The following is a 13,241-nucleotide window of genomic DNA, read 5'->3' as shown; positions in this document are numbered from 1 at the left end:
GCGCAGGTCGTTTCCATATCTGATCAAATTTACAAATGATCGCGCTTTCATAGAACCATATATAGGGAATCCGCGTCAGTCCCATCATTCCCGCAAGTCTTCATTCTGATTTCCAGTTCACCAAACTGCGACGTGGCGCGGAATCTGTGTCGAGCCGGTGCGGGTTGAGGTGGATCACCGTGACGCCGGCCTGTGCGAGTTGCGCGGCAAGATGGCACTGCACGGTGGATGTGAGGATGGCGACCTGCGGCCGGACGGAGAGAATGCGCTCCACGCTCGCGTGGGAGAACCCGCCCACCTTCGGCAGCGACAGCGCCTCCGGCGGCCGGGTGGTGAACGCCGAGATGCCCACCACCCGGTCGAGCGCGCCCAAGGCGTGCAGGATTTCCGGCACCTCGGCGGCTAGACAGACAATCCGCTCTGGGTACATGCTTCATCCCCTCAACCATGCGTCAATCTGCTTCAGATCGACATGCTGCCGGATGGCGGCGGCCAAGCGGTCATACGCCGCCGCACGGGCCTGACGGACCAGCACCGCAGGCGGGCGCTGCGGCAGCCCCAATCGGGCGCGCAGCCGGTTCAACCAGGCCGCCCGGAATGCGTCGTTGTGCAGGATGCCATGGATGTACGTCCCGGTGAGGCGCCCGCCGTCCGCCACCGCACCGTCGTCGTACGCTGGCTCGGCCGCCGCCGTCCCCCGCGCGGCTGGCGACTCGTCTCCCGGTGCCTCACCCCCCGCCGCGGACAGCGTCGCCTGCGGGGCCTCTCCCGCCGCTTCCTCTGCCGCGCTGCGCAACCGGGCGAACGGTGCACACGGGGCCGTGTACGCCGTGCGGCCCATGTGGATCTCGTATCCCGTCACCCACAGCTCGCCCCACGCAGCGCCAAGCCTCCCCGCCACCAGGACGGTGCGCTTCGTTGGCCCTATCTCGGTCGTGCATGGCAGCAGGCCGAGCCCCGGGACCTCCCTTTGCCCCGACTCCATCCCGAGCGGATCGCACACGAACTGCCCCATCATCTGAAACCCGCCGCAGATGCCGAGTATCGCCGCACCCCTGGCCGCCGCCCTGCGCACGGCGTCCGCCAGGCCCTGCTCGTGCAGCCATGCCAGGTCGTCCAGGGTGTTTTTTGTCCCGGGCAGCACCACGGCGTCGGCGGCCAACACGTCGTCCGGCCGCACCACAAACCGCACGTCCACATCCGGCTCGAGGAACAGCGGATCGACGTCGGTGAAGTTGCTGATGTGCGGCAGCTGCACCACCGCCACGCGGACACGGCGATCACGTTCCGCCCGGTGCGCGCTCGCGCCGCGACCAGACAGGTCGGACGCCCACGCGCTCCGCCCGACCGAACCGCCGGCGTGACGGCTTGTCGTCTTCCAACCCGCCGCGCTTGCCGGCAGCAAGGCCTGCCCGTCTTCTTCCTCTATCCCCAAATCTGCCAGATACGGCACCACACCGACCACCGGCAGGCCCGTGTGTTCTTCCAGCCAGCGCACGCCGTCTGCGAACATCGCCGGATCGCCCCGGAAGCGGTTGATCACGATGCCGCGCACGCGCGCCCGTTCCTCCGGCGCGAGCAACTGCAGCGTTCCCACCACAGCAGCAAAGACGCCGCCGCGATCGATGTCCGCCACGAGCAGGACCGCGGCATCCGCCAACTCCGCCGTGCGCATGTTGGCGAGATCGCGCGCCTTGAGATTCATCTCGACCGGGCTGCCCGCACCCTCGATGACGATGAGGTCATAGCGGGCCGCCAGGTAGGCGTAACTCTCGCAGATGGCATGCCACAGCGCATCTTGCGGTGACGTGCGCCATGTCCCGGGTTCCAGATGGGCGTACACCTTCCCTTGCACCACCACCTGGGTCCGCCCGCCGCCAGAGGGCTTCAACAGCACGGGATTCATGTGTTCGTTGGGCAGGATGCCGCACGCCTCGGCTTGCACAGCCTGTGCGCGGCCAATCTCCCGCCCGGACGGCGTCACGGCGGAGTTGAGGGACATGTTCTGGGCCTTGAACGGCGCGACCCGCCAGCCGTCCTGGGCGAAGATGCGGCAGAACGCCGTGCAGAGGACGCTCTTGCCGACATGCGAGGCGGTGCCCACGAGCATCAGGGCGCGGGCGCGCTTACCGTCGCTCCGGTGCATCGCTGCCGTCCCCCTCCTCCGGCTGCGCCTGCATTCCAGAGGCCACGGCCCGCCGTCGTGCCCGGTATGTCGCGCACGCATCGACAAACCGGCGCGCAGCCATCGGATGTGATGCGAAGTGCACATGCATGTACCCTGCCATCACGTTCCCTGCCACCCATCCGTCGGTGCGGTCCCCGAACGCGTACGCAGGCCCGCCCGCGGCGGCCGCGGCGACGTCGCCCGGCGCCATCCCCGCAGGCTGTGGCGCCGCCTGCCGCGGCCATGGCTGAAACTCCGCCGTCGAGTAGTGGAACTCATGGCCGCGGATGCGCTCGCCGCGCCGCAGCATGAAGTTGTCGCAGACCGCCACCGCCTCCCGGTAACCGATGGCGGCGAGGCGTTCCTGCATCCGCACACGAAACGGCAGCACGCCCGCCATCGGGTACGCCGTGCCGTCCTGGGTCACCAGTTCCCGCGCCAGGTACATGAAGCCGCCGCACTCGGCAAGGATGGGCATCCCGGCGGCCGCACACGCCCGCACGCTGGCTGCGGTCGCGGCAGCCTCGGCCAGCCGGCCGGAGTACGCCTCCGGGAAACCGCCGCCGATGTACACGCCGTCCGCGTCATCCGGCACCGGCTCGCCGGCCAGCGGGCTGAAGTACCGCAGGCGTGCTCCGTACCATGCCAACAGCTCCAAGTTCTCCGGATAGTAGAAGTGGAAGGCCGCGTCGCGCGCCACGGCAATCACCGCCCGCCCGGCGTGCGGCGCACCGGCAAACAGCTTGGGCTCCGGCGCGGCCACGGGCGGCGCGGCCTGCGCCACTGCCAACAAGGCATCCACGTCGATGCCGTCTTCCACCGCATCCGCAAAGGCCGCCCAACGCGCACAGTGGGTCTCCCCCGCCTCGGCCGGAACCAGCCCGAGGTGCCGCTCGGGCAAGACCAGCTCTGTCCGGTGCGCCAACCCACCCAACACAGGCACCCCGCAGCGGTCCTCGACCGCGGCGCGCACGAGATCGATGTGGCCGGGACCGCCGGCGAAATTGGCGATCACGCCCGCGATACGCACCGAAGGCGCAAACGTCTGAAACCCGTGCACCACGGCGGCCGCGCTGCGGGCCATGCGCGACACGTCCATCACCAGCACGACGGGCGCCGCGAGGATGGCGCTGATGGCCGCCGTACTGGCCTCGTCGCTGTGCGGGTCCCGGCCGTCGAACAACCCCATCATCCCTTCGATGACCGAGATGTCCGCGTCGGCGGAGGTCCGCCAATACACCTCGCGCACGCCGTCCTCCCCCATCATCCAGCTGTCCAGGTTGCGGGCAGGGCGACCCGTGACCGCGGCGTGGAAACCTGGATCGATGTAGTCCGGCCCCACCTTGAACGCCTGCACCGTGAGGCCGCGCCGGCGCAGCGCCGCGAGAAGGCCGAGCGTGACGGTCGTCTTCCCCACCCCGCTCGCCACCCCGGCGATGACCAACCGTGGCCGGTGCGCCGCCTTGTCGGGGGGCCGTGCGCTGTGCCGATCCGGTAATTGGAGTTTTGGACCAGCGGGCGCTGCGGGTGCCGTACGCATGTCGTAGCATCTCCTTCCTGGCGCGCATCAGCGAAGAACACCAGCACCCAGTCTACGCCGAAGGGGTGCCATCCGCCAACCTCCCTCACCGCGGAAGCAGGGATGCACGGAAGCCCTGTACACGCGTACCATGCGCATGCGTTGCACACTTCGCCCCCTGGCGGGGACCGGCTGCTTGGCCGGCCAAAATACGTCATTTACCCGATAGGCCGAATGATGTCGCTGGTGTAGACTTCACTTCGCGTCCCGCGGCGGAGCGGCACTAGGATGACGAGGCCGGCCGGGGCCCACATCGTTCCATGTGACGATGGCCACTGTATCCATGAAGGGGGCACGAACATTGCGTCGTTGGATGAAGAGTCGTAGTTTTGTGCGTATTGCGGCATGGGGGATCTTTGCGGCGGCTGCACCGGTGGCATTGGCTGCCTATCCCGTGAGCGCGTCCGCAACTTCAGGGAAAACCTGGACGGTCCAAGTGGGTCAAATGTCACCGGATATGTCGAACGTGGCGATGGCGTTCTTCCCGAACACCATCGTGATTGATGCGGGTGACACCATTCAATTCATAGGCGCGGCCCACACGGTGGCTTTCCCCGGGAATGGGAAACTGCCGCCCCTGGCAAGCCCGGAGATGCTGAAACCGACCGCTTCCCACACCTATGATGGTACCCAATTCGCTTCTTCCGGTCTGATGGTGGGTACGCCTTGGTCGCTGACCTTCACCAAACCTGGCGTCTATCCATACTATTGCGGTGTGCATCCAGGTATGATGGGCGTGGTCATCGTCCAGCCGGCGGGGACGCCGTATCCGATGACACAGGCCCAGTACGATCAGATGGGCGCCATCGAGGCTCAGGAAGACCTCGCGGCCACGCAGCTCGCACTCAGCGCATTTTCCGTCAAAACCACGCCGGGTCAAAACGGAACCACGGTGTATCACGTGCAAACGGACCTGCCGGAACTTCCTTCGTACCAATTCAACCTGGCACCGGCAGGGTCTGAAGGTGCGACGGGATTTGCGAGCATCAGCATGGAAAAACCAGGCCTGTGGAAAATCACCGCGCAACTGAGTGGGTTGAAGGCTGGGCAGACGTATACCCCGGCATTAAACTGGGGCATCAGCGACAGCGGAAAAGCGGTGGCCGGCGCGAGTTTCAGCAAGGTGACCGCGTCGGCGAACGGAACCGCCACCGTGACGGGTACCGTCAAGAGTCTTGCCGTGCCGCAAGGCGCTTGGGTGCTTGATGTGAACGATGCCACCGGCCACGCGGTGTCCAGTACGGTGATTGACTACCCGTCTTTCGCCTATGAGCGGTTCTTGCCGGAGTCGTTGACCATTCACCAAGGGGACACCGTCGTATGGACGCAAATGGGCTGGAACGAGGAGCACACCATCACGTTTGCGCCAAAGGGCACCAAGATTTCGGATCCGACCAAACCGGCCGGCGGCCATGTGTATGCGGGCAAGGGTTACTTTAACTCAGGCTACCTTGCGCCAGGTCAGTCCTACCAGTTGACGTTCACGAAACCTGGAACGTACGAGTACGTGTGCCTGATTCATTCGATGTTGAACATGAAAGGCGTTGTGAAGGTGCTGCCAAGGAACTAATGCCAAGAACGAATTCCGGAACATGACGGCGTGCTCTTGTGCTCTTTCGTCTCGAACGTATTCCGGGTGGCGGGATGACTTTCGATTCTGCCACCCAACCATTTTCCTTGTCTCGCGAGGTACACATCCGGCCACCTTCGATTTTCTGTCGTATGTGCGGCTTTTGCTGCAGGAGGAAGCGAAATGATTCATCAGCCCAAAGATCAGCAATGCCCGGCATTCGTCCCCAGGTCCATCCGCCGTAAGACCATCCGCTGTCTCGTCACAGGGGCGGCGCTGATAGGTGCCGTCGCGTGGAGTTCCTTTCCCACGGTGTTTCATCCGAAATTCGCGCTCGCCGCTGCATCCACGTCCACTTCATCCTCTTCGCCCAGCGCCCGAACCGTGCAAATCCAGATTGCGAACGACAACTATAGCCCCAGTCAGATCACGGTTCCGGCAGGGACCACGGTGGTTTGGACGAATGACGACCTGGTCATCCACAGTGTCACCAGCGGCAACGGGAAACCCAATGGTTTGTTCGATCACGATGTCGCCCCTTATGCTCAATTCTCCTATACGTTCACCAAACCAGGCACCTATCCTTACTACTGCAAGTATCACACCATGGCCGGCACCATTGTGGTCACGGGTTCAGGCACGGGAGGCCAAGGTATGGCCGACCAAGGCGATATGGGCAATATGGGGCCCAGCACGGGGGGCATGAACATGTCCGGCAGCGGCGCCAGCACCCAAGGTGTCTACGGGCCGTATGGATCGAGCAAGGACGAGATCGCCCCGCTCGGCACAGGTACATATGAAGAGCCTGTGCTTCCTGATGGATTGAGGTTATTGCCATACACCATGCAAGGCGGATACAAGGTGTTTCACTTGACCGCCGAACCCGTATGGTGGGATCCGAGCAAAGGCAAGCCGGTGGAAGCCTGGACGTACAACGGCAGTGTACCGGGTCCTGAAATCAAGGTGAACACCGGGGACAAAGTCAAGGTCATTGTGACCAACAAGCTTCCGGAAGGCACAACGGTTCATTGGCACGGGCTCGATGTACCTTTTGTGCAAGATGGAACCGGTGAGAGCCAACCCGATTTGCAACCAGGCCACAGCCAGACGTATACCTTCACGGTCGGGGTCCCGCCGGGAACCTATATTTACCATGCGCACCCCATGCTCGACATGTCCAAGCAGGAGAAGCTTGGTCTGTGGGGGCCGTTGATTGTGGAGCCCAAGGGAACGGGCTGGAACAAGATACATCCAGGCTTCCAACGGGAATACACGCTGGTGATCAACGACTCACCCCAGTTCGGCAACACCATCAACGGCAAACTTTATCCGTTTACACCCGCGCTGAAGGCGAAACTGGGCGACAAGGTGCTGGTGCATGTGGTGAACATCGGCTCGATGAATCATCCACTGAGCCTGGATGGAATGCACTTTCAGGAGTTGGAACAGGACGGCTACCCACTGCCTGCACCGGTATGGATGAGTACGTTGGACACGCAACCCGGGACCACGTACGACATCGCGATCACGGCGAGCAACCCTGGAAAGTGGCTGCTGGCTTCTTCGGTTCCCGACCAAATTTCGGCACCGGACGGCCGGCTTTCCGGGATGGCCACGATATTCGCCGTCTATGGGGAGTATGGTTCGAGCACCGAAAAGATTGCACCCATGGGCACAGGCAGCGAAGGGGAACCCCTGTTGCCCGATGGCCTGCGACTGCTTCCCTATACCATGCAGGGGGGCTATAAGGTTTTTCACCTTACGGCCAAGCCCGTGTGGTGGGATGATGGCGACGGGCAAAAAGTTGAAGCTTGGGCCTACAACGGAACTGTGCCAGGACCCGAGATCCAGGTGAATGTCGGGGATAAGGTTGAGATTGTGGTGCAGAATGACCTGCCACAAGGGACCACGGTGCATTGGCAAGGCTTGGATGTGCCGTTCCGCGAAAGCGGGATGGGCGGCTTGAGCCAACCGGATATCATGCCAGGAGAGTCCTGGACGTACCGATTCACCGTACGTGCAAAACCAGGTGCCTACCTGTATCGCGCGGAACCATCAAGGGGCATGGCAAAGCAAGATGCCATGGGCCTGTGGGGCCCGGTGATTGTCGAGCCAAAAGGGACACCTTGGCGACACGTCCGCCCCGGCTATGATGAGGAATACACCTTGATGATAGACGATTCCGGACAACTCGGCTTCAACATCAATGGGAAGTCATTTCCATTCACTCGTGCACTCACAACGTACCTGGGTGATCATGTGTTGATTCACCTGATCAACGTGGGCTCCATGGAACACCCCATGCATCTACACGGCATGCATTTCCAAGAGATGGCCCAGGATGGCGAGCCGCTGCCATCTCCCATCTGGATGGACACCATCGCCACGGCACCGGGAACGACGTATGACATCCGGTTGGAACCGAACCAACCCGGAAGGTGGCTGTTCCACTGCCATATTGTCGATCACGTGGTGGGTGCGACGGGCCGCATGATGGGTCTCGTCACCTTTATCGATGTGAAAAAGCTCAAGAACGATTGAACTTCGAAAGCAACTCCGTTCGGGAGTGAACATCGAGCTTCTTATAAATCTTCTCAAGGTGCGTGGATACGGTCCGCGGACTGATCAGCAGCGTTTCGGCAATTTGTTTGTTCGACAAGCCCCGCGCAACACATTGCACAATTTCAAATTCTCGTGCGCTAAGTTCGTTGAGCGGGGATTGTACCTCCAAACCCAGACGCAAGGGCGTCAGAAGCGTCTGTGCGTACTTGGCTAAAGTGGTGGCACCAATGCCTTCGAACCGCATTCTGCTTTGTTCGGCCTCGATGGCCGCTTGCCTAGGATAGCGATGACGAGCCATGTATGCCCACGACAACTGTGCCATGGCCGACTCAAGCGGGGTTCCCAACGCCATGAACGTGTCATAGGATGTTTTCATCCATTCCAATGCTCTGGCTGTATCACCTTCTTGTTTTGCCAACAACCCGCCCAAGAAGTCGGCGGCACCTTGAAAATAATTGGGCCTCCTTGTTCCAGCCGCACGGCGCAGGTCCGTGACCGAACGCGAGACGAACTCCGTTGCTCCCAAGCGCATGTGTAACAAGCCCTGCAGTAAAGTCAGAAAAACGGGCAAACCATGTGTGTTGGCCCAGACCACCGGCACGGGTCGCTCGAATTGCAACGGCTGCCCTACCAACATCCAGACCGCTTCGGCCGGCTTTACGGTCTGACCAATCTGAATCGCCGGATGCGTCGGCCATATCCTTTCAGCCACTTGCAAGGACTCCTTCGTACAGGCTCGACTGTCTTCCCAATGCCCTTGCAGAGCGAACAGCATGGCCAGGAAGTCCAATGCACAAAGAACCGCGATGGCTGCATCGTGATCGACAGCCAGATTCTTCACATCCTGCGCTTCACACAACGCCTCTCTCCAACGACCTGCCATAAACAAGCCGCATACATGCATGAGCCGAATCGAAATCTCATGTTGAACCATACCAAACCGACGCATCCACTTCACACATTCCGACGCGTATCGAATCGCGGTCGAGAAATCCCCCACATTCAGTGAGTAATATCCAAAAACGCAACAAACTTCATAAACGGCTTCGGGATCGCCCATCGCGAGGGCTCTGTGCAGCCACCTTTCCCTGTCATGTTCTTCCCATGGTCTGGGTTTCCAATCGACCACATCGATGACCACCTCGTGCGTTTTTAACAAGATCCTGTTTCGGTCGTTCGGGAATTTTTCTACGTAATCTCTCAATTCGCCCAAATAGGTTCTGGCAAGCATAACATTTCCGACATTCGTGCTGTTATCAATACGTTCCTTTAGCATCCAAAACACGTCATCGTTCGCAGTGACACCATCCCAGCACGTCAACCCCTCTTCAATGTGCCGCATGCTTTCTTCCGGTGACCGCCTTGAGTTACTCCAGACCAGCATCCTTTTTATCCTGATTCTTTTGTTATTTTCAGTTTCATTCATATAAAGAGCTTCCAGCAGCGCGATGGCTTCCGTCGTTCTGTCCAGGTACATGTACACCTCTGCCAGCGCCAACTGGATGTCGATTTTCTGCTCATTCGCTATCGAAACGAAAGGAGCATGTGCCAGTTCCCACGCGTGCTCCAAGCATTCGCGCGCGGACTGGTACGCACGCAGCGAAATGTAATGCTGGCCGGCATGGTATAAAACAGGAATGGCCTCTTGTGCGTCCACCAGGTTGCCGGCCATTCTGACATGATAGGCGGATCGCACCACATCCCCCCGCCAAGCAACCGCGAGCGCTTTGTGGATGTGACGAATTTCGATGCTGGACAACTGTTGGGAAACGGCCACTTGATACAACGGATGGCGAAACGTGTACTCGATGTTGTGCGATGGTCCTGTTTCCATGATCAGGTCAGCGCGCACCAGATTCGACAAGGCGGTCGTCAACTCGTCTTCAGGAACTCCCGTCAACTGAGCCAGGATGGCCCATGGCAACGCATTGTCACTGACAGCAAGCAAGCGCATGATCGTTCTCTCGAGGCGTGGCATGTCGTTCATGCGCGCGGATATGATGGCCGCGACCTGCAAAGGCACGTTCTTCTTAAAGAGTTCCTGGATATCGGCCAAGCCGTTGCTACGACGTAACTCGACGCGATCCGCCACCATACGCAACATTTCAAGGATGAACAGTGGGACGCCGACCGCCTGGTCAAGTACATACCGCCGCACATCTTCGTCCACCTTGTGTCCGAAGAAACTGGTGATGAGTGCGTCTGCCTCCGCGACCTGCAACGGACGGAGCGCAATGTGATGGACCTGCGGCTGCCGCATCCAGGCAGCCAAGAATTCCTTATCGTTTGAATGATCTGTACTCATCCCCTGCGTCCTGCAGGTACCGATGAACAGCATGCGGCAGCGTTCCGTATGCCGTAAAAAATACTGCAACCAATCCAGCGTATCCTCATCCGCTTCAGGCAAATCGTCCATCCACAGGACAGCCGGTTTTAACTCTGTTACATCCACGATGAAGCGACGCAGCGTCTCAAACAGCCAGGTGCGCTCCAACCCCTGTCTTGCCGGGTAAAACACCATGCGTTTCCCGAGTTCAGGGAAAACCATGGACAAATAAGGGTATTTCTCCGCAAACAGACCTCGAAGTTCTGCGGACAAGCCTTCGATGGCCACCCGCAGGACCTGGAACAACGATGAGAACGGCAGACCTCGGCCAACGGCCTGTGCCCTGCACGGCCAAACTGCTGCCTGAGCTTCTCTATTCTGTGCCATGAAGTGTCCGGTGAATTCCTGGACGAGACGGCTTTTTCCAATGCCCGCTTCGCCGGTGATGAGCACCACCTGCATGTCACCATGACAAGCCCGGTCCCACAAGGCACGCAATGTCGATAATTCCCTTTGTCTTCCCACAAAAGGAAGCTCGGATTGACTGCTCACGCTCAGCCTCGCATTCAACTTCGCCTCACCAAGCCTCTTCGTTCCCAATTCGCGAACGGACCATGTGAACAAACCCAACCGAACACAAACAGCGCAATGAGCGTGATCCCCACCGAGGCGAGGAGTGCAGCCGTGGCGTGAGGAATGAAAATGTACGGAGACAATGGGATGATGCCGCCTGCGACGTATGACAAACCGATGGTCACGGAGCTGTTCCGGGCCCGCTTGGGATCTGGCTCTTCAAGCCCGAGCTCAAACTTCATCATGAAATCGACCCACTTGTCGCGGTCCTGCGTGATAGCCTCCACCAACGACGGCACGCGTGCTTCCGGGACGCCCCATCCACGCAGCACGTCGGCCACTTCCTCCCGCTCGCGGTCCGGCAACTCCGCCACCTCGCGCCGTTCCCGTTCCAGCTCGGCGAAGTAATGTTCGCGATCCGTCTTCGCCGCCAGATATCCTCCCAATCCCATGGCGATACATCCGGCAGCGATCTCGGCTATCCCCGCGATGACCACCAGGTGGGACCGCACCGCCTGCGGCCAAACCGAGATCTGCACAGTTCACCTCACCACGGGTACCGCCAAGTCAGCACACCGTTCACCCGGCTTGCTCATCACCACGCCCGGACAATACCGCTCCATGAGCTCCTGCCCGATGCGCGCCCGCCGTACCCGTTCACGACCGAGCGTGATCGCGAGATCCTCCAGATGCCCGCCCGAAGGGTAAAGGTTCGGCGCGTTGCGCAGCCCGTACTTGATGTAGACCGGGCTGGTCAGCGAGATCAGTTCCGGGATCTCGTAATACCGCACGAATCCTCCAAGATCATCCGGTACTTCCACATAGATGTCAAGCGGTACCGAGGTCACCGCCCGCACCGCAGCCAACTGACCGAGGCTTAGGTCTGTGCTTACATTGATGGTATCCGCTCCGTACCGCTCCAAGAGCAACGCCGTCGCCGGGTTGGCCACGCCCATCATGACCGACACCTTATACTTCATGTCGGCAGGGATTTCCCCACGGCTGCGCAGCTCGCCGAGCACCCACAACAGACCGTCGTCCGCCACCAGCACACTGCGGATGCCGAGCGCGTACGCCCGCTTGACCTCCTCTACCGACTGCACCATTTGTTCCACGCCGAGCGTTCGGCTCCTGACCATCCCTCCCGCGTCCGATTTGGCCAGCGGGCTCAGGTGCCACCCGGCGCGCGGCCCGATGAACAGGCTCACCTCAATCCCGGCTTCCGCGCCCAACCGGGCCATCTCGCGGATCTCCTCATCGGTCAGCAACAGCACGCCGCTGCCTTGGGACACCCGGTGCAACCTCACCCCCAGCCGTTCCGCCTCTTCCAGCACCGCCCGCAGCACCCGCGGGCCCTCGCAACTCGGAATCTCCACCCGAACCTGCGCACCGTCCGTGAACCGTTTCGTGCTCGGTCCCCAATCGATCCCGTCCCTGTCCGGTAGTCCCAGCCTCTTCAACGCCGCTCTGGCCTCGTCATACAAGGGGATCTCCTCCCTGCAGCACTGGCTCAGCAAATCGTTCGCCCGTTTCTGAATTGCACCCAAGTCACTGTTCCATGGACACCACCAGCATATGCGTTCCCCCTTTTCCATCCATGTGCTTGTGATGTGAATGTGATTCCTGAAAAGCAGTGCACCTGTACGATGCGCACCGGTCACGGCACGAGTCTCCTCGAATGGTTCCTTCCTCCACAAGGTGCGCTGCGGTTTGCGGTCACGTTCTCCGAGTCTTCCGCCTTTGCCAAAACCTTGTTCATTCATTCGGCTGCTGAGACCAGAATTCCTCGTCAGCAACAAGTATTCCGCGTGTTCAATTCAGAGCGGATCCATCGCGAGACGGCCGACCGGCTTGAAAAGCTCAGTCCGTCCAGAGTTCGTCCCCAACTTGTCCCCAAGCCCGCTGAACCGCCTCGATTTCCATCCGGAACCAAAAAGAAAAACCCCTTGGGTACAGGGGTTTCGGGGTTTTCACCTTGGAGCGGGTGAAGGGAATCGAACCCTCGCATCCAGCTTGGAAGGCTGGAGTTCTACCACTGAACTACACCCGCACAGCTTATTCTGAAAATCAAGAATACAAGATCATCCAGATATGGAATCCTTTAGTGGTGGGCCCACTAGGACTTGAACCTAGAACCAACCGGTTATGAGCCGGCCGCTCTGACCATTGAGCTATGGGCCCTGAATCTGGAGCGGAAGACGGGATTCGAACCCGCGGCCCTCGCCTTGGCAAGGCGATGCTCTACCCCTGAGCTACTTCCGCACGCCCTTCGCATCAGGACGCACAACTCATTATAATCAGCCCATAACCCAATGGCAAGAACGATACTGTAAAGTGCACCGGGAACAAGCCGAGCGCTCTCTCGACCTGCTCCCGACGCTCGCTTCATTTCTCTCGCCTGGCAGCGTCCTACTTTCCCGGGAGCTCCCGCTCCCAGTATCCTCGGCGCTGGAGGGCTTAACGG

Annotated in this window: 9 protein-coding genes and 3 tRNA genes; 3 read left to right on the top strand and 9 right to left on the bottom strand. The window is 60.5% G+C overall.

Features of this window, described 5'->3' with window-relative positions:
- Positions 1–100 precede the first annotated feature (100 nt).
- From IEX97_RS11925 to IEX97_RS11915, 3 genes are read right to left on the bottom strand one after another with little or no spacing between them, the layout of a single operon-like run.
- Positions 101–430 (bottom strand): ABC transporter substrate-binding protein, encoded by a 330-nt coding sequence (locus IEX97_RS11925; RefSeq protein ID WP_188883287.1) that lies wholly within the window; start codon positions 428–430, stop codon positions 101–103.
- Positions 431–433: 3 nt separating this feature from the next.
- Positions 434–2,146, bottom strand: a complete 1,713-nt coding sequence (locus tag IEX97_RS11920; RefSeq protein WP_188883285.1) for a cobyric acid synthase — start codon at positions 2,144–2,146, stop codon at positions 434–436.
- The gene (locus IEX97_RS11915; RefSeq protein ID WP_188883284.1) at positions 2,127–3,707 is read right to left on the bottom strand and encodes a cobyrinic acid a,c-diamide synthase CobB; all 1,581 of its coding nucleotides are present in this window, start codon (positions 3,705–3,707) and stop codon (positions 2,127–2,129) included. The genes IEX97_RS11920 and IEX97_RS11915 overlap by 20 nt, the downstream gene beginning before the upstream one ends.
- A 505-nt stretch (positions 3,708–4,212) precedes the next feature.
- Between IEX97_RS11915 and IEX97_RS11910 the strand changes: the two genes are divergently transcribed.
- Both IEX97_RS11910 and IEX97_RS11905 read left to right on the top strand, forming a co-directional pair.
- A complete protein-coding gene (locus tag IEX97_RS11910) occupies positions 4,213–5,316 on the top strand; it encodes a cupredoxin domain-containing protein (RefSeq protein ID WP_268238344.1) in 1,104 nt (367 codons plus the stop codon).
- Positions 5,317–5,499: 183 nt separating this feature from the next.
- Positions 5,500–7,857 carry a multicopper oxidase domain-containing protein gene (locus IEX97_RS11905; RefSeq protein ID WP_188883282.1) on the top strand — a complete coding sequence of 786 codons (2,358 nt, stop codon included), beginning with the start codon at positions 5,500–5,502 and terminating at the stop codon, positions 7,855–7,857.
- Here the strand turns inward: IEX97_RS11905 and IEX97_RS11900 are convergent.
- From IEX97_RS11900 to IEX97_RS11890, 3 genes are read right to left on the bottom strand one after another with little or no spacing between them, the layout of a single operon-like run.
- Positions 7,844–10,756 (bottom strand): helix-turn-helix transcriptional regulator, encoded by a 2,913-nt coding sequence (locus IEX97_RS11900; RefSeq protein ID WP_188883281.1) that lies wholly within the window; start codon positions 10,754–10,756, stop codon positions 7,844–7,846. The genes IEX97_RS11905 and IEX97_RS11900 overlap by 14 nt on opposite strands.
- A gap of 14 nt (positions 10,757–10,770) precedes the next feature.
- Positions 10,771–11,316 carry a VIT1/CCC1 transporter family protein gene (locus IEX97_RS11895; RefSeq protein ID WP_188883280.1) on the bottom strand — a complete coding sequence of 182 codons (546 nt, stop codon included), beginning with the start codon at positions 11,314–11,316 and terminating at the stop codon, positions 10,771–10,773.
- Positions 11,317–11,319: 3 nt separating this feature from the next.
- Entirely contained in the window at positions 11,320–12,261 is a 942-nt protein-coding gene (locus tag IEX97_RS11890; RefSeq protein ID WP_229776871.1) for a U32 family peptidase, read from the bottom strand.
- Between the two features lie 126 nt (positions 12,262–12,387).
- On the opposite strand from IEX97_RS11890, the gene IEX97_RS11885 reads away from it, so the two are divergent.
- Complete coding sequence (locus IEX97_RS11885) at positions 12,388–12,765, top strand: hypothetical protein (RefSeq protein ID WP_188883276.1); 378 nt, start codon at positions 12,388–12,390, stop codon at positions 12,763–12,765.
- Here IEX97_RS11885 and IEX97_RS11880 read toward each other — a convergent pair.
- The 3 genes from IEX97_RS11880 to IEX97_RS11870 all read right to left on the bottom strand — a co-directional run bounded on the left by IEX97_RS11880 (position 12,754) and on the right by IEX97_RS11870 (position 13,039).
- Positions 12,754–12,827, bottom strand: a tRNA-Gly gene (locus tag IEX97_RS11880). The genes IEX97_RS11885 and IEX97_RS11880 overlap by 12 nt on opposite strands.
- Before the next feature lie 55 nt (positions 12,828–12,882).
- Positions 12,883–12,958: transfer RNA gene (locus IEX97_RS11875), tRNA-Ile, on the bottom strand.
- A 6-nt stretch (positions 12,959–12,964) separates the two neighbouring features.
- A tRNA-Gly gene (locus IEX97_RS11870) sits at positions 12,965–13,039 on the bottom strand.
- Between the last annotated feature and the right edge of the window lie 202 nt (positions 13,040–13,241).

The sequence above is a fragment of the Paenalicyclobacillus cellulosilyticus genome, assembly GCF_014647315.1.
In the GTDB taxonomy this organism is placed as follows: Bacteria; Bacillota; Bacilli; order Alicyclobacillales; family Alicyclobacillaceae; genus Alicyclobacillus_J; species Alicyclobacillus_J cellulosilyticus.
Note: the sequence above shows the minus strand (reverse complement) of the source record. Positions and strands in the feature narration are given on the sequence as shown.